The 16554-nt window shown below is 66.6% G+C and carries 17 protein-coding genes and 1 tRNA gene; 10 read left to right on the forward strand and 8 right to left on the reverse strand.

What is annotated here, in order from left to right; all coding sequences use genetic code 11:
- Nucleotides 1–108 precede the first annotated feature (108 nt).
- Genes DNX69_RS16090 through DNX69_RS16100 form a run of 3 tightly spaced genes read left to right on the forward strand, consistent with a single transcriptional unit; the run spans nucleotide 109 to nucleotide 1831 of the window.
- The gene (locus tag DNX69_RS16090) at nucleotides 109–357 is read left to right on the forward strand and encodes a type II toxin-antitoxin system Phd/YefM family antitoxin (protein ID WP_110786958.1); all 249 of its coding nucleotides are present in this window, start codon (nucleotides 109–111) and stop codon (nucleotides 355–357) included.
- The gene (locus DNX69_RS16095; protein ID WP_110786959.1) at nucleotides 358–765 is read left to right on the forward strand and encodes a type II toxin-antitoxin system VapC family toxin; all 408 of its coding nucleotides are present in this window, start codon (nucleotides 358–360) and stop codon (nucleotides 763–765) included.
- 4 nt (nucleotides 766–769) lie between these two features.
- Nucleotides 770–1831: an MBL fold metallo-hydrolase gene (locus DNX69_RS16100; protein WP_110786960.1), complete on the forward strand. Its 1062-nt coding sequence runs from the start codon at nucleotides 770–772 to the stop codon at nucleotides 1829–1831.
- A gap of 9 nt (nucleotides 1832–1840) precedes the next feature.
- Here DNX69_RS16100 and DNX69_RS16105 read toward each other — a convergent pair whose 3' ends face one another.
- Together DNX69_RS16105 and DNX69_RS16110 are read right to left on the reverse strand one after the other, a co-directional pair.
- A complete protein-coding gene (locus DNX69_RS16105; protein WP_110786961.1) occupies nucleotides 1841–2539 on the reverse strand; it encodes an SIMPL domain-containing protein in 699 nt (232 codons plus the stop codon).
- Nucleotides 2536–3294: a GyrI-like domain-containing protein gene (locus DNX69_RS16110; RefSeq protein ID WP_110786962.1), complete on the reverse strand. Its 759-nt coding sequence runs from the start codon at nucleotides 3292–3294 to the stop codon at nucleotides 2536–2538. The genes DNX69_RS16105 and DNX69_RS16110 overlap by 4 nt, the downstream gene beginning before the upstream one ends.
- Nucleotides 3295–3530: 236 nt before the next feature.
- Here DNX69_RS16110 and dapF point away from each other — a divergent pair, with 236 nt between their 5' ends.
- Nucleotides 3531–4412, forward strand: a complete 882-nt coding sequence (gene dapF / locus DNX69_RS16115) for a diaminopimelate epimerase (protein ID WP_110786963.1) — start codon at nucleotides 3531–3533, stop codon at nucleotides 4410–4412.
- Nucleotides 4412–5683 (forward strand): tRNA (N(6)-L-threonylcarbamoyladenosine(37)-C(2))-methylthiotransferase MtaB, encoded by a 1272-nt coding sequence (gene mtaB, locus DNX69_RS16120; protein WP_110786964.1) that lies wholly within the window; start codon nucleotides 4412–4414, stop codon nucleotides 5681–5683. Before dapF ends, mtaB begins: the two co-directional genes overlap by 1 nt.
- A 1-nt stretch (nucleotide 5684) precedes the next feature.
- Here mtaB and DNX69_RS16125 read toward each other — a convergent pair whose 3' ends face one another.
- Nucleotides 5685–5969, reverse strand: a complete 285-nt coding sequence (locus tag DNX69_RS16125) for a PilZ domain-containing protein (protein WP_110786965.1) — start codon at nucleotides 5967–5969, stop codon at nucleotides 5685–5687.
- A gap of 48 nt (nucleotides 5970–6017) precedes the next feature.
- The gene (locus DNX69_RS16130) at nucleotides 6018–7214 is read right to left on the reverse strand and encodes a DUF2336 domain-containing protein (protein ID WP_165825274.1); all 1197 of its coding nucleotides are present in this window, start codon (nucleotides 7212–7214) and stop codon (nucleotides 6018–6020) included.
- A 223-nt stretch (nucleotides 7215–7437) separates the two neighbouring features.
- Here DNX69_RS16130 and DNX69_RS16135 point away from each other — a divergent pair, with 223 nt between their 5' ends.
- A complete protein-coding gene (locus tag DNX69_RS16135) occupies nucleotides 7438–8379 on the forward strand; it encodes an AraC family transcriptional regulator (protein ID WP_110786967.1) in 942 nt (313 codons plus the stop codon).
- 90 nt (nucleotides 8380–8469) lie between these two features.
- Here DNX69_RS16135 and DNX69_RS16140 read toward each other — a convergent pair whose 3' ends face one another.
- From DNX69_RS16140 to tsaD, 4 genes are all read right to left on the reverse strand, one after another.
- Nucleotides 8470–9132, reverse strand: a complete 663-nt coding sequence (locus DNX69_RS16140; protein WP_110786968.1) for a class I SAM-dependent methyltransferase — start codon at nucleotides 9130–9132, stop codon at nucleotides 8470–8472.
- A 184-nt stretch (nucleotides 9133–9316) separates the two neighbouring features.
- A complete protein-coding gene (locus DNX69_RS16145; RefSeq protein WP_110786969.1) occupies nucleotides 9317–9730 on the reverse strand; it encodes an EVE domain-containing protein in 414 nt (137 codons plus the stop codon).
- A 2-nt stretch (nucleotides 9731–9732) separates the two neighbouring features.
- Nucleotides 9733–10722 carry an NAD(P)H-dependent glycerol-3-phosphate dehydrogenase gene (locus tag DNX69_RS16150; RefSeq protein WP_110786970.1) on the reverse strand — a complete coding sequence of 330 codons (990 nt, stop codon included), beginning with the start codon at nucleotides 10720–10722 and terminating at the stop codon, nucleotides 9733–9735.
- Between the two features lie 39 nt (nucleotides 10723–10761).
- The gene (tsaD, locus tag DNX69_RS16155) at nucleotides 10762–11835 is read right to left on the reverse strand and encodes a tRNA (adenosine(37)-N6)-threonylcarbamoyltransferase complex transferase subunit TsaD (RefSeq protein WP_110786971.1); all 1074 of its coding nucleotides are present in this window, start codon (nucleotides 11833–11835) and stop codon (nucleotides 10762–10764) included.
- A gap of 242 nt (nucleotides 11836–12077) precedes the next feature.
- Between tsaD and DNX69_RS16160 the strand changes: the two genes are divergently transcribed.
- The 4 genes from DNX69_RS16160 (at nucleotide 12078) to DNX69_RS16175 (ending at nucleotide 16222) form a co-directional block, all read left to right on the forward strand.
- Nucleotides 12078–12824 (forward strand): uroporphyrinogen-III synthase, encoded by a 747-nt coding sequence (locus tag DNX69_RS16160; protein WP_110786972.1) that lies wholly within the window; start codon nucleotides 12078–12080, stop codon nucleotides 12822–12824.
- A 51-nt stretch (nucleotides 12825–12875) separates the two neighbouring features.
- On the forward strand, nucleotides 12876–14279 hold the full coding sequence (locus tag DNX69_RS16165; RefSeq protein WP_110786973.1) for a COG4223 family protein: 1404 nt from the start codon (nucleotides 12876–12878) through the stop codon (nucleotides 14277–14279).
- Nucleotides 14280–14287: 8 nt separating this feature from the next.
- A complete protein-coding gene (locus DNX69_RS16170) occupies nucleotides 14288–15988 on the forward strand; it encodes a heme biosynthesis protein HemY (protein ID WP_110786974.1) in 1701 nt (566 codons plus the stop codon).
- Nucleotides 15989–16146: 158 nt separating this feature from the next.
- Nucleotides 16147–16222: transfer RNA gene (locus tag DNX69_RS16175), tRNA-Thr, on the forward strand.
- The last annotated feature ends 332 nt before the right edge of the window (nucleotides 16223–16554 follow it).

Raw genomic sequence — 16554 nt, forward strand, 5'->3', positions numbered from 1 at the left:
ACGCGACGTCGCCCCGAAGTCAAGAAATCCGGCACTCCGGCGCCTTGGTGGGACTCCCGACTACGCGGAAAGACGCTATATTTCGAGAGCTTAACGAGGTCCAAGGTCATGAAGCACGTCAGCCTGGCAGATGCGCGGGCCAACATCGCGAAACTGCTCGATGAGGTCGAACGCGGCGAGACGGTCACGATCAGCCGCGAGGGAGCGGGTTCGTTCGAGCTCGCGCCTCCGTTCGACGAAAGCCGTCGGGAGGATGCGCGGCGGGCCATCGAAGAATTGAAAGAGCTGCGCAAGAAGTCGGGGCGGGCAACTGCCGAAGAGATCATTGCCTGGCGTGACAAAGGTCGTCGGTTCTAAGTGCGCTTCGTCATCGATGCCTCTGTCGCAGCGGCGTATTGTTTCGACGACGAGGATGAACCCATCGCCGATGCCGCGTTTGCGCGCCTCCACGGCAGCGCAACCGCTGTGGCCCCCGCGCTATTCTGGTTTGAACTTCGGAACACCTTACTGGTCGGATCGAGGCGAGGTCGTATCGACAGTCAGCAGATCAAGCGCGTTCTGGATCGCATCAATCGTGCGGCCATCACGTTTGATCGCCTCCCATCTGCGGATGCCCTGTTTGATCTGGCCCAGCGCCATCGCCTGACCTTCTACGACGCCGCCTATCTCGAACTCGCGCAGCGCGAGCGGATCGAGCTGGCAACGCTCGACGCCGCACTGGTCCGGGCAGCGACCGCCGAAGGCGTCGCGCTGGTTGGTGCATGAGCGGATGAGCTTGATCACGCGCCGCCGCCTGCTGGCGACCGCTGCCGGCCTGGCCGCAACGGCCGGGCTTTCCTCCTTCTGGATATCCCGCATGAGCTATTATCAAGGCCCGGTCACCGATCACTTCGATGGCACGCGGTTTTTCGATCCTGACGGCGCCTCCCCGAAGAGCTTTCTCGACGTGTTGCGCTGGCGGTTCAGCCACAAGCCGGCGCAATGGCCGGAGTGGGCGCCGAGCCCGTTCGCCGACACACCGCCGCCGCGCATCGACGGCACCGGCGCGCGGCTCGTCTATGTCGGCCATGCGAGCTGGCTGCTTCAGACCGGCGGGCTGAACATCCTGATCGATCCGGTGTGGTCGGAGCGGGTGTCGCCGGTCAGTTTCGCCGGGCCGAAGCGCCACAACGATCCGGGCATCGCGTTCGACAAACTGCCCAAGATCGACGTGGTGCTAGTGTCGCACGGCCATTACGACCATCTCGATCTCGCGACGCTGTCGCGGCTCGCCGCCGCCCACAAGCCGCGGGTGATCACGCCGCTCGGCAATGATCTGACCATGATGGCGCACGACGGCAGCATCCGCGCCGAAGCCTATGACTGGAGCGACCGGGTCGAACTGAACGACCGTGTCGCGGTGACGCTGGTGCCGACCCGGCACTGGACCGCGCGCAGCCTGTTCGACCGCAACCGCGCGCTATGGGCGAGCTTCGTGCTCGAAACCCCGGCCGGCAAGATCTACGTGGTGTGCGATTCCGGTTATGGCGATGGCCGGCACTTCCGCCGCGTCCGCGATGCCCATGCGCCGCTGCGGCTGGCGATCCTGCCGATCGGCGCCTACGAGCCGCGCTGGTTCATGCAGGATCAGCACATGAACCCGGCCGATGCGGTGAAGGCGCTGGCCGATTGCGGCGCCGAGCGGGCGCTCGCCAATCACCACGGCACCTTCCAACTCACCGACGAGGCAATCGACGCGCCCGAGCAGGCGCTGGATGCGGCGCTCGACGCAGAGGGAATCCCGCGCGAGCGCTTTCCGGTGTTGAAGCCCGGGCAGGTGTTCGAGCTTTAGGCGCTGCGCTTACTTCGCCTTGATGGCCCAGTTCACCGTCACCGAGACGTTCAGGGTTTGCTCGCCCGGCGCGACCTGAGCACCGTCGGCAAACTCGGCCGCCATCTTGCGCATCGGCATCACGACGGGGCTGGAATCCTCCACGATCGACAGCGGCGCCCCGAGCGTGAGGCCCGCGGCGCGCGCGTAGATCTCGGCCTTGCGGCGCGCATCGGCAACCGCTTCGGTCCGTGCTTCGTCGAGCAGCTTCGAGGAGTCGCTGACCATGAAGCTGATGCCGCGGACCTCATTGGCGCCGGCCGCCATCAGCCGGTCGAGCACACCCGCCACCGCCGCGATGTCACGGATCCGCACCGACACGATGTTCTTGGCCACATAGCCGGTGATTTCGCTCGGGCCCGGCCGATCGGCATATTGCGGCTGCAGCGACAATTGCGAGGTCTGGACGTCCTTGGTTTCGATGCCGGCGTTCTTCAACTCCAGCAGCACCTTGCCCATCGCAAGGTTGGTGGCATCCGCCGCAGCACGAGCGGACTTGGCGAAATTCGACACCCCGGCTTCGATCCGGGCGGTGTCGGGCGCGACCGATTTCTGGGCTTCGCCGCGCACGACGATGCCGGGCGGCGGGGCGTCCTGGGCGCGGGCCGGAAGCGCGACGAGCAAGCAGCAGGCGGCGACAGCGGCGGAGAGTGTACGGAGCATGTTCATTTCATCGGCACGTAAACGTTGATCACCAGCTTGTCTTCGGCGGTCTTCAGAGGATCGGTCATGTATTCCTCGATGAACGTGTCTTTGGCTTCCAGCTTCTTGTCGTCGAGGAAGTTGGTGATCGCCTCGTAGGTGTTGTCCATGTTGTCGTAAGAGCCGCGATGGACGAATTTCAAAGCCTTGCCGTCGGGCGATTTGCCGATGCTCATCGACTTGCCGAGGTTCTTCGGCTCCTGCGGCACCGGCACCTGGGCCTGGAACGTGAAGCCGGCATCGTCGGTGGAGGTGTAGACGATCATCGGGTTGCCGTTCGGCACGATGCCCTGCTTGTCGAGCAGCACGGTCAGCGACTTGAAGGCGTCCATCAGGCTGTCGAAGGCGTTGTCCCAGTTCGCCTTGCCCTTGAAGATCACCACCGTCTTCGGCTCCAGCGTGGTCTCTTCGCCGAACGGATCGGCGGTCTGGACCGGCGCAGGCGTGGTCGGTGCCGCCGGGGTCTCGGCCGCTGACGGGGCCGGCGTTGCGGGAGCCGGGGCAGCCGTCGGCGCCTCGCTCGCCGCAGGTGGTGTGGTGGGGGCAGGGGTCGACGGGGCTGCCGGCGTGGCCTGGGCCGGTGCCGAGACCGACGGCTTGTCCTTGGCGTCCTTGCTAGCGTCGGGGGCGGTCTGAGCCGAGGCGCCGGCGATCCCGAGCGTCAGCACCAGCGCCGGTATCAACCCGACACGCGTAAGACCAAACTGGCAGGGGCGTTCCATTCCATCTCTCCCAAGGCCACCGCGACCGTCGCCCGACCTTTCCGCGTGGCACGGCATCGGATGTCGCGCGAGACACCGAGTCGAGCGGCTTCTCATAACATCCGATCCACGATTTCGTCCTGTCCTGGCGAGCCATGCGATGGCGGTGTGGCTTCCCTGTGGCGTGCCGCCGCTGCGAGCGGCAGACTGGCCAAACCGGCCTCGGTTCGCCATATAGGCGCGGCGAGGACGAGAGCATGAGCGCGCTGAACAACCGCCTGTTCGCCAAGATGAACGGCATCGGCAACGAGATCGTGGTGGTCGACCTGCGCGATCAGCCGGCGCCGGTCACGCCGGCCGATGCGCGGGCGGTGGCGGCGCACGTGCCGTATGATCAGTTGATGCTGCTGCAGCCGGCCCGGTTGCCCGGCACCGAGGCGTTCGTCCGGATCTACAACAATGACGGCTCCGAATCCGGCGCCTGCGGCAACGGGATGCGTTGCGTCGCGCGGCAGATGTTCGCCGGCACCGACAAGAGCGGCCTGACCTTCGAGACCCGCGCCGGGCTGCTCAACTGCTGGCGCGGCCCGGCCGACGGCCTCTACACCGTCGACATGGGCGAGCCGAAATTCGGCTGGCAGGAGATTCCGCTTGCCGAAGAGTTTCGCGACACCCGCGGCATCGAGCTGCAGATCGGCCCGATCGACGCGCCGATCCTGCACACGCCGTCGGTGGTCAGCATGGGCAATCCGCACGCCGTGTTCTGGGTCGACGACATCGAGGCCTACGATCTCGGCCGGTTCGGGCCGCTGCTCGAGAACCATCCGGTGTTTCCGGAACGCGCCAACATCACGCTCGCCCACATCGTCGATCGCCAGCACATCACGATGCGGACCTGGGAGCGCGGCGCCGGCCTGACCAAGGCGTGCGGCTCCGCCGCCTGCGCCACCGCGGTCGCGGCGGCACGGCTGAAGCGCACCGACCGGACGGTGGAAATGACGCTGCCGGGCGGCCAGCTCACCATCGAGTGGCGCGACAGCGATAATCACGTGCTGATGACCGGCGGCGCCGAATTCGAGTTCGAGGGCCGGTTCGATCCGGCGCTGTTCGCCGGCGCGCTCGATTCCACCACCGCATAATGGCCGTCGAGGTCGTCACTTTCGGCTGCCGGCTCAACGCGTTCGAGTCCGAGCTGATCCGGCGCGAGGCGGAAGGCGCCGGACTCGCTGACACCATCGTGGTCAATAGCTGCGCGGTGACGAACGAGGCCGTGGCACAGGCACGCCAGCAGATCCGCAAGCTGAAGCGCGCCCGCCCCGAGGCCCGAATCATCGTGACCGGCTGCGCGGCGCAGACCGAGCCGGCGACATTCGCCGCGATGGCCGAAGTCGACCGCGTCATCGGCAACGACGACAAGACCCGGGGCGACGCCTGGCACGCCGCCAAGGGCGCGCTCGACGCCGGCGTAAATTTCGGACTCGACACCGAACAGAAGATCGCGGTCGCCGACATCATGGCGGTGCGCGAGATGGCGCCGCATCTGCTGGACGGATACCAGAGCGGACTGCCGCGGGTGTTCGTACAGGTGCAGAACGGCTGCGACCATCGCTGCACCTTCTGCATCATCCCGTATGGCCGCGGCAATTCGCGCTCGGTGCCGGTCGGTGCGGTGGTCGAGCAGGTCCGGCGGCTGGCCGAACGCGGCCACGCCGAGATCGTGCTGACCGGCGTCGACCTCACCAGCTACGGCGCCGACCTGCCGGGCGTGCCGAAGCTCGGCAGCCTGGTTAAGAAAGTGTTACGGCATGTGCCGGAGCTGCAACGGCTGCGGATCTCGTCGATCGATCAGGTCGAGGCCGATCGGGACCTGATCGATGCGCTCGCCACCGAACCGCGGCTGATGCCGCATCTGCATCTGTCGCTGCAGGCCGGCGACGATCTGATCCTGAAGCGGATGAAGCGCCGCCACTGCCGCGCCGACGCCATCGCGTTTTGCGCCGAGGTCCGCCGGCTGCGCCCCGACATCGCGCTCGGCGCCGATCTGATCGCCGGCTTTCCGACCGAGACCGAGGAGATGTTTCGGCGCTCGCTCGACCTGGTCGAGGCATGCGGCCTGACCTTTCTGCACGTCTTTCCGTACTCGCCGCGCCCCGGCACACCCGCAGCGCGGATGCCACAACTAGACGGCCGCGTGATCCGCGCCCGCGCCGCCCGGCTGCGCGCCGCCGGCGAAGCGGCGCTGCAGCGACGGCTGGCCGCGGAGGTCGGCGCAACGCGCTCGGTGCTGATCGAGGGCCCGACGCAGGGCCGCACCGAGCATTTCATTCCGGTTTCGGTTGGCGGCGAAACGCCCGGAACGGTGCGACGGCTGACGATGTCCGGGCACGACGGCACACGGCTTGTCGTCTAGATCAGCGAGACTTTTCCTTGACGAACCGCGCCGCGATGCGGCCGGCCTCGATCCGCACCACTGCGCACAGCCGACTGGCCATGCCCTGCGGCTTGAACTCCAGCAGGAATGTTCTGAGGTCCAGTCCCTGCACCGACTCGGTGTGGCTCAGCAGGACTCCGGATTCCGAAATATCCAGGAGCTTGCCGTCGCGTCGCCATAGACCGTCGGTGCCGACGATACGGATATCGATGCTGGTACTAGGTTTGAATTGCACGCGCTTGGCCTTGCGTTTGTCCCAGCTCATGACCGCTTCTCTCCCAATGCTTGATCACACCGAATGTGGCGGCTTGCGCTATGCGCTCGCTTGCGTGCTTTCCCGCACTTTCCAGAACCTGAGCATCCGCTGCGCGCTGGCTTTCGACAGCTTGGCGAACTCCTGCCCGATCCGGTCGAGTTCGGGCGCCGCGAGGGTGGCGCCCGAAAAGCGCATCTGCAGGATTGCGCTGACCGTCTCCCATCTGAAGTCGGCGGCACGGCACGGCACCAACAAGCCGTCGCAGCGCGGACTCTGCATCAGCGGTTTGAGAATATCGATCGGAGTCGATGCCAGCAGCGACAGCGCGGCGACCGTTTCCTCGTACTGGCCGGCTTTCGCGAACCGCAGCAGGTCCTTTTCCTGGAGTTCGCCCTTTTCCTTCAGAAGCTCGACGAACCTGCGGGCCGCCGCATAGTCGCGCGGCTGCGAGACCTCGTGATCGACGGCGCGGACCACTGAGTTCAGGATATTCTGGACCTCGTCCCGGACTTTCGCCGGCATCACCGCCAGCAGCCGCTCGCGAACCGCTTCCTTCGCCCTCAACAACAGATCGCGTAGCAGCTTGATCGGGATATCGATGCGCCGGCCCGCCTTTTCGGCAAGGAGCTCGTCCTGCTCGGCAGCTTTGGTCAGCACAGCGAAGCCGGCAGCCGAGATCGACGACGTCTCGTTGCTCAAGAGCCGATGAAACACCTCCATGTTTCCTCGCGCAACCAGCACATCCGTCACCGGGTCGGTCAGAGTCGGGCGTCCGGAAATCGCCAGCAGGTGAGCCTGCCCCTTGGTCCTTGCGATTTCCACGAGATCGCTCGTCGTCAGGCGCACCGATTCTTCGAGCACTGGTCCGGCGACCTCGATATCGTCGTTTCTCGCCAGGCTTCTAATCGTCTCCAGTGGCGCATTGTCGATCGGAGCCAGCCGGACGCTCAGCTCGGCCAGTGCCCGTGTTTCGATCTTCCGGATCAGCTGGCCGAGGACCTGATCGAAAACGGCGATCTGATCTTCGTTGAACTTGTTGCTGCCACCCAGGAAAAGGTCCGTGATCCGCCGCAGAGTCTCGAGACGACGCTCGGCCGAACCGGTCTGAATCGCGGACTCGAGTTCGTCGAGCAACGAGCCTTGGGTTTTTGCCGCCGTGGAATTGGGCACGTCGAATATCCTTGTAACTGATCGCTCTCGTCGACTACGCCATCGCTCGCTTATTTCCGTAGCGCGGTGATACGCAGTCGACACCCACTGCAATCTTTCAAGCACGGGTTAGACGGACATTAATGAGCAGCAAAATCGATATCGAAAATCTGCAAACACCTGGACATCCCGACGGCGCAGTCCTCAAATACTATTCGTACCATTGAGCCACCCAGACGTTCTGCTCAACACGCCGAGCGAGCAAACGGCCTGCTCGTGTCTTAAGCACTCCTAGCGGGCGCTGCTTCCAAGTTTGCTTTGAAGTACGATGAAAACCACGCTGTCATTGGCCCCATCGGCTGCGCTGCGGATATTTCATTTCGACGACATCGACCTGTACCGATCGGGTGCGGCTGCGCTGCAGTTTGAATTGACGCCGCTCGTCAGAAAGATCTCGGCTCGGCAGTTCATGTTGACCATGCCGGGTTGTGACATGTTGGTGGAGCGGTCGTTTCCGCGCCTGACCGGAGGGACGCTGATGCCGGGTCGCACGGTCATCGGTTTCTCGATGACCGACGAAGCTACGGGCCTGTTCAACGGCATCGATCTTAAGGTCTCGACACTCGTCCTCGGACACAGCGGCGCCGGTTATGTTGCGTATGAAAGTACGCCCCATTGCTTCGCACGGGTAGCGTTTGAGCCGGAGGTGCGAGACCGCGGATGGCCGGCCGCGGAGAACGGCTTTGCCCAGTTCTTCATGTCGCAGTCTGCCCATGACAGACTTCGCTGTCTGGTGATGGAAATCATGACTCTCGCCTCACGTTCCGCCGGCGACCTGCAGAGACCGGAAGTCGCACAAGGCGCCAAGGAATCGCTGCTCGCAGCGGCGGACGACGCTTTCGAGAACTCGTCCTTGGCGCTCGGTGCTCGGTCAGCTCATGCCGATCGGCTTCTGTGGATCATCAAGAGCATCGATGAGATCATCGCCGCCAACCCGGCGAACCCGATCTATAGCAGCGAGCTGGCGCACGCTCTTGGCGTTTCGGTCCGGACCTTGCACAACGCTGTGCTGCGATATCGCGGCATGAGCCTGCATCGTTACCTCAGGCTCAAACGGCTTTGGCAGGTCAGGCAACGTCTGTTGGTCGGCAACATCAGCGTCAAGGCCTGCGCCCTGGCATACGGCTTCTGGCATCTGAGCGATTTTTCGAGAAGCTACCGGACTCTCTTCGGTGAGCTGCCATCCCAAACCCTCGCCCTGGCGCATTAGATGCGCCGAGCCGATGCGCCAGCGGGCACCATGCAGGACCTCGAGATCACGGGGCACGATGCTTCGCGGCTAACCCAATAGGTTCACCAGCTACTTCAGTGTCCACACGCCGGTGTGCTTGATTTCGGAATCTTCCAGTTCGCGCGTCACCGGCACGCCGTAACTGGCGAGCTGGACGAGCTGGTCCTTCGGCAGATAGTAACGGCCGGGATCGCCGATCAGCACCCGTGCGCCTTGCGCCGCTCGCCTTTGCAGAAACGCAAAGGCCAGCCCGGCGATATTCTGCTGATAGAAGATATCTCCGGCGAGGACGGCCTCGGCCGGCAGCGGATGCGGCCCGGCGAGCAGATCGTCGCCGCAGACCTCGATCGCGACGCCGTTCGCCGCGGCATTGACCAGAATCGCCTCGCGCGCAAAGCCGTCGATATCGAACGCGGCGACGCGGCGCGCACCGGCCTTCATCGCCGCGATCGCCACCAGCCCGGAGCCGGAGGCAAGATCGATCACGTCCTTGCCGGCGACATCCTCCGGATGATCCAGCACGTAGCGCGCCAGTGCCTGTCCGCCGGCCCAGGCGAACGCCCAGAACGGCGGCGGCAGCCCGGCCTCGCCGAGTTCTTCCTCGGTCTTGCTCCACAGCGGCAGCGCCTCGTCGGCGACATGCAGCAGCACCTCCGGCACCAGCGGCACCTCGCGGAGCCGGGTGTTGGCATGGATGAAGGCGATGGGATCGGTAATGGCGGAGCTGCTCATCGCGCGGTGATGCGGGAGCGGGGGAGAGATGTAAAGCGTTGCTCTAAGGCCAACCACGTCATCGCCCGCGCAGGCGGGCGATCCAGTATCGGAGGGAGCCCGAGGTCGATCACGAATGCTCTGGAATACTGGATCCCCCGCATCCGCGCGGGATGACATCAGAACGCGCAGCGTGCGCTGTTCACTACAATCCGCCCATCTTGCAGACCAGTTTCCATTCCTCGGCCGTCACCGGCTGGACCGACAGCCGCGAGTATTTCAGCAGCGCCATGTCGGCGAGGCGGGGCTCGGCCTTGACGGCGGCGAGCGTCACCGGGGTCTTCAGCGGCTTGTCGGCCTTGATGTCGACGCAGACGAACTTGCCGCTGGCATCGGTCGGATCCGGATAGGCTTCGCGGATGATCTCGGCGATGCCGACGATCTCCTTGCCCTCATTGGAGTGATAGAAGAACGCGCGGTCGCCGCGCCGCATCGCCACCATGTGCAGCTTGGCGGAGTGATTGCGCACGCCGGTCCAGGCTTCGCCTTCGGCGCCCTTGGCGACCTGCTGGTCCCACGACCACACCGACGGCTCGGATTTCACCAGCCAATACGCCACGTCTATTCCTCCGCCTTCAGCGGCCGCGTCAGCAATCCTTCGATCGCCGCCTCGACGCCGATCTTGCCGTCGAGGATCGCGGCGACCGCGGCCGAAATCGGCATCTCGACGCCCTTGGCCTGCGCCATCTCCATCAGCACCGGCGCGGTGAAGAAACCTTCGGCGAGTTTGCCGTGCGAGGCGGCGTCGATGCTCTCGCCGCGGCCGAGCGCGGCGCCGAACGAGAAGTTGCGCGATTGCGACGTGCCGCACGTCAGCACCAGATCGCCGAGCCCGGACAGGCCGTGCATGGTCTCGATCCGCGCGCCGTAAGCCCTGCCGAACCGCACCAGTTCGGCGAAACCACGCGTCGTCATCGCGGCGAGCGCCGAAGCGCCGAGCTTCTTGCCCTCGACGATGCCGGCGGCGATCGCCAGCACGTTCTTGGTGGCGCCGCCGAGCTCGACGCCGCGCACGTCGGTCGAATGATAGGGGCGGAAGCTGCCGCAATTCATCGCCTGCGCCAGCGCCTGGGCGCAGGCCGCGTCGGTCGCGGCGATCGTCACCGCGGTCGGCAGGCCGCGCGCCACGTCGGCCGCAAAGCTCGGCCCCGACAGGATCGCCGGGATCGCGGCCGGCGCGCATTCGGCGATGATCTCGGTCATGAACCGATGGGTGCCGTGTTCGATGCCCTTGGCGCAGGCGACCAGCGGCGTCTTCGGTGCGACCAGCGGCTGCAGCGACGTCGCCACCTGGCGCAGCACCTGCGCCGGCACCACCAGCAGCAGCGCGTCGGCGCGCGCCGCTTCGGCCAGATCGCGCGTCACCTGGATCGACGGCTCCAGCGTCACGCCGGGCAGGAAGCGGCTCTCACGCGCCGCGATCAGATGCTCGGCATTGCCGGGGTCGTGCTCCCACAGCGTCACGTTTCGGCCCGCGCGCGCGGCGGTTTGCGCCAGTGCGGTGCCCCAGGCGCCGCCGCCGAGCACGGCAATCGAATTCAACGAACTCATCGCAATATCATCCAAGCCACCAACACAGCATTGCCGGCCTTAGAACCCGGCGCGCGTGTTGGCAAATTTGGCCGGCGCGGTAGCGCCAGCGTCGAGCAGCCAGCGCGCGCGCGGCGCGGTATCCATCGGGTCGGTGAGGCCGAGCGCCAGCCGTTCGGCGCCGGCCCAGGCGATCATCGCGCCGTTGTCGGTGCACAGCGCCGGCGGCGGCACGATCAGCGTGGTCTGCGCTTTGGCGGCGACCTCGCGCAGCATCCGCCGGATCGCCTGGTTGGCGGCGACGCCGCCGGCCGCGACCAGCGCCTTTGGCGGGCCGAACCGCTCCTTGAACAGCCGCAGGCCGGCGCCGAGCCGGTCGGCCACCGAGTCCAGCACAGCCGCCTGAAAGCCGGCGCACAGATCGGCGATGTCCTGCGGATCGAGCGGCGTCAGCTTGCCGGCCTCGTTGCGCACCGCCGTCTTCAACCCGGACAGCGAGAAATTGGCGTCCTGGCGGCCGAGCATCGGGCGGGGAAATGCAAACCGGTTCGGATCGCCGGCCTCAGCCGCTCGCTCGACCTGGGGGCCGCCGGGGTAGGGCAGGCCGAGCATCTTGGCAATCTTGTCGAACGCTTCGCCGACTGCATCGTCCACGGTGGTACCGAGCCGGACGTAGTTACCGACGCCGAGCACCGCGACGATCTGGGTGTGACCGCCGGAGGCGAGGAACAGGCAATAGGGAAACTCGACCGCATCGGTCAGCCGCGGCGTCAGCGCGTGGGCTTCGAGGTGATTGACTGCGATCAGCGGGGTGCCGTGGACCAGCGCGATCGCCTTGGCGGTGGTCAACCCGACGATCACGCCGCCGATCAGGCCAGGACCCGCGGCCGCCGCGACCCCCGACAGGCTGGCGAACGCCACGCCGGCTTCGTTCATCGCCGCCGCAATGATGCCGTCCAGCACGTCGACATGGGCACGCGCCGCGATCTCCGGGACGACGCCACCAAAGGGCGCGTGTTCGTCGGTCTGGGAACGTACGATATTGGAGAGAAGCCGGCCGCTGCCGTCGGCGCGGCGCTCGACCACGGCGGCTGCGGTTTCATCGCAGGTGGTCTCGATCCCCAGCACCAGCAAGGCTTGTTCACTAGTCAAATTGAGCCCTTGCGTTTGCGCCCGAACCGGCGTTCTCCTTGCCTCGCGTAGCATTGCGGGGTCTTGGAATGCAATCATCCCCTTGGCGCCCCGCAGCCCCGGCAGATTGCATGGGAGCACCGATGCGGGGCACTGCAACGCGACCGGTTTTCACGCGGCTCAGAATCTTGCGGCCGGGGCTCATCGGATTCATTCTCATCAATCGACAGCCGAGGACGTAACGCGTGGCTTTGCTCGTCACCCGCCCGCAACCCGACGGCGACGCGACTGCGAAGACGCTGCGCGCCAAGGGCTACGACGTGTTGCTGGCACCGATGCTGCGGTTCGAGCCGGTGCCGTTCCCCGACGATCCGGACGCACACTTCACGGGCGTGATCGTCACCAGCGCCAACGCGCTGCGGGCGCTGGACGACCAGCCGGTGCTGGCGCGGCTCCTCAAACTGCCGCTGTTCGCGGTCGGCAAGCAGACCGCCCGCAAGGCGCAGGAAGCGGGGTTCAGCGACGTCATCATCGCCGACGGCGATGCGGCCAAGCTCCGGATCAAGATCGGCGACAGCCTCAGTGGGACCGACAAGCGCGCCGGCGCGTTGCTGTATCTGGCGGGCGCTGATCTGTCGCGCGACCTCGCCGGCGAATTGCGCGAAGATGGCTTCGAGGTGGTGATGCAGACCGCCTACCGGATGGTGCCGGTGCCAAGCCTGCCGGGAGAGGTGTGCGATGCCTTCGCGGCCAATCACATCGAAGCTGTGCTGCACTATTCGCGGCGCAGCGCCCGGGCGTTCATCGACGCCACGCGAACGTCCGGCATCGAGATTTCGGCGCTGGCGATTCCGCAGTGCTGCCTGTCCGAGGCAGTCTCCGAGGTGGTGCGTGAGGCGGGCGCCAACCAGGTGATGGTGGCGCGCAAGCCGGACGAAAAGGCGCTGCTCGAAGCGCTGGATCGGGCCCTCGGCCCGACCAAAGTGAATTGATGCCGCGCCGGACCGCCGGCGCCGACAGGTAGCGACGAGGAAAATCCAGGGATGGTCCAGAACAGGCCCGAACACGAACAGGCCGCGGAACCGGCCGAGCAGACCCAGCCGACTGGCGAGGAAACCAACGCCACGACCGCCGAAACCGAGGCGGGGGCTACTGCGGAGACGCCGCCCGAGACCGAACCGGCTCGAGGGCCGGAGCAAGCCTTCGACATCGCCGCCGACCAGCGCGAGCAGGCCGAACAGGCCGCCGAACTGCCGGAGCCGGAATTCGCCACCACGACCGCTGCAGCCGATGCGTCGGCGACCGCGCACAGCTCGGCGCCGCCGCGCAGCAGCATCGCGTCGCTGATCCTGCCGCCGGTGCTGACCATCGCGATCGCCACCGGCCTCGTCGTCGGCGCCGCCAAGATGGGCCTGCTGCCGCAATTCCTGTCGTCGACCAGTGTCAACGCCCCGCAGGCCGATCCTGCGGCACTCGACGCGCTGAACGCACGCATTGCCAGGCTCGAAGCGGCTCCCGCCGTCGGTGGCGCCGGAGCGACGCCGGGCGACAGCCCCGCGTTGGAAGCGCTCGCACTCCGGATCACCAATCTCGAGGCGCGGCCGAAGGCGGCGTCCGATGGGGGAGGCGCTGCAGATCCAGCCGCCGCAGGCCGGATCGACGCGCTGGAAAAGACCGTGGCTTCGCTGCGGGACGATCTGACTGCGCTGCGTGGCCAGACCGATCAGCTCGCGACCACCGTCAAAGAACTGCAGACATCCGCAGCGCCCGACGGCGCCAAGCCGAGCACTGAGAACGCTGACGCAGGCAAGACGGCTGCGCAAGAATCCACCACTGCGGCCCTCGCAGCGATTGATCAACGGATCGGCGCGCTGGAGTCCGCCGCGAAAGCTGAAGCGGAGGAACCTGCGGCGAAGCCGGCGCCCGCCGAAGACGGCGCGCTGCGCCGTGCGGTCGCCGCCACCTTGCTCGACCTCGCCGTGACCCAGGGCCAGCCGTTCCAGGCCTTGCTGAAGGCTGCGACGCCGCTGGCGCCCGATGCTGCGGCGCTGAAGCCGCTCGATCGCTTCGCCGCGACCGGCATTCCGAGCGCCAAGGCGCTGGGGCAGGAGCTGATCGACGACTTGCCCAAGCTTTGGCCCGACAAGACCAGCGCCAGCACCAGCTTCATCGACCGATTCCAGGCCAACGCCGAGCGGCTGGTGAAGATTCAGCGCTCCGACGCGGTCGAAGGCATCGATCGCACCGCGATCGCGGGCCGGCTGACTGCGGCGGCCAAGCAGGGCGACATCGCCACCGCGCTCAAGGAGCTGAAAGCGCTTGCACCGGGTGACCGCGCTCCTGTTCAATCCTGGATCGACAAGGCCGACGCGCGTGAGAACGCGCTGGCCGCGTCCCATCAATTCGCCACCGCGGCGCTCGTCGCGCTGCAGAAACCGTCGCCATAGGTCTGCCCATGCTGCGCATCGTTCTGTTTCTCGTGATCATCGCGCTCGCGGCAGCGGGCGCTGCCTGGGTGGCCGATCAGCCCGGCGAAGTCGTGTTGTCATGGAACGACTGGCGGGCGTCGATGACGCTTCCGGTGTTCGCATTGGTGGTCGGTGCGGCGATCGTCGGCACGATGCTGACCTGGGCGATCATCCTCGGCGTGCTGCGCGCGCCCGGCTGGATGAAGCGCGGCCGCAGCTCGCGGCGCAGCGCCCGCGCGCGCGACGCCATCACCCAGGGCCTGCTCGCGGTCGGCCATGGCGACAGCAGCGCCGCCCGCGCCCATGCCAACACGGCGCGGCGGCACGCGCCGCATGATCCGCTCGCTTTGCTGCTGCAGGCGCAGTCGGCGCAACTCGAAGGCGATCGCGAAGGCGCCCGCCGCGCGTTCCTGGCGATGGCCGCCCGCAAGGACACCAAATCCCTCGGCATGCGCGGGCTGTACATCGAAGCGCAGCGCGCCGACGATCCTTACGCCGCCTTGGCGATCGCCGAAGAGGCGCTGCGGCTGCAGCCGAATTGTGCCTGGGCGTCGCAGGCGGTGCTCGGCTTCCGCTGCGCCCGCGCCGACTGGACCGGGGCGCTGGAGATTCTGGAGCGCAACCTGTCGGCGGGGCTGATCGACAAGAAGGCGTTTCGCCGGCAGCGCGCGGTGCTGCTGACCGCGCGGGCGACCGATCTGGCCGAAAGCGACGAGAGCCTCGCCCGCGACAGCGCGCTGGAGGCCAACAAGCTGGCGCCGACCTTGGTGCCGGCGGCGGTGCTGGCGGCGAAGTACCTGGCCGATGCCCATCAGGTCCGCCGCGCCATGAAGGTGATCGAGACCGCCTGGCAGGCGCAGCCGCATCCGGATCTGGCTTCGACCTACGCCAACCTGAAGCCGGGCGACACTGCGACCGCGCGGCTCGGCCGGGTCGAGAACCTGATCGGCAAGGGGCCGCAACAGCTCGAAAGCGCTGTCGCCCTCGCCCGCGCGGCGATCGACGCCGGTTCGTTCGGCCGCGCCCGCGAGGCGCTGCTGCCCTATCTCGACATGCCGACCCAGCGAGTGGCGATGCTGATGGCCGAGATCGAGCATGGCGACCGTGGCGATACCGCGAAGGCGCGAGCCTGGACGCTGCGGGCGGTGCGCGCTCTGCACGACCCGGTGTGGACTGCGGACGGCTATGTGTCCGAGCAATGGCGGCCGGTGTCGCCGGTCACCGGACGACTCGACGCATTCCAGTGGCAGGTGCCGGTTTCGGCTCTGCCATCGACTAAGGCCGAGGTGATCGACGACAAGTTCCACGACGCGCTGATCGCCTCAGCGGCCAGCGAGACGCTGCCAGCCAGTTCGGCGTCGGATGAAGCCGTAACGGTGACCGTGGAGCCCGCAAACGAGGCTCCGATCGTGGCTCCGAAGGAAGTACCCTCCGCCATCGAAGAGCCGGCCAAATCAGACAAGCCCGCCAAAGCGGCGGACGCGACGACCGAAACCGTAGTAGCTACGGCAACGCCGTCTCCGGCGCCGCTGTTCCACCGCCGCAAGGAAGCCGCGCCGGTGATCCCGATCGTGCGAGCGCCGGACGATCCGGGTGTCGACGAAGACGCCGCCCCGGAGGATTTCACCGAACAAGCGCAGGCACCGGCCGGTCAGAGCGGGTGGCGAGGCTACCGGCCACCGCGCTGAGCTTCCGGGTCGAAGTTCGATCGTCCAACGACGGAACAGAAAACGACATCGGCGGACGCTCCGACCGCCGGTTGTGACGCCCAGGTTCTTGCCAATCCGGCCGCCGCCCGATATCAGGAGCCGACGTTTCGGGCCGCTTCGTCAGCGCGCTCGCGGTCGCCGCAATAGCTCAGCTGGTAGAGCACGTCATTCGTAATGACGGGGTCGGGGGTTCGAATCCCTCTTGCGGCACCACCCTTCTCTTTCAATCGTCACGCCAGGCATCACAAATTGCGCGCGGCTCACCGGCCGGCGCGCAGTTGCGGTTCCACACGCCGTCTGCTGTTGGCCAGGTGTTTCCCGCTTCCGCCCCCGCGTCGCTGCACGGCGTGTTTGAGCCGGCCAGGGAACGCCTTCCGTGCGACGACCAGGCTGGCGCTCGACCGAATTGTTGCGGCTCCCGCCCGGCCGATGCGGTCATCGCCCCTTGGAGCTGCGCCCGCTCCAAATAGAAAAGCCCGCGGCGATGCGCGGGCTTTTGTTGGTGCCGGCTCACCCGCCTGGGTGAGCCTCGATGGTATTGATCT

Origin of the sequence: Rhodopseudomonas palustris, assembly GCF_003226555.1 — a bacterium.
In the GTDB taxonomy this organism is placed as follows: domain Bacteria; phylum Pseudomonadota; class Alphaproteobacteria; order Rhizobiales; family Xanthobacteraceae; genus Rhodopseudomonas; species Rhodopseudomonas palustris_I.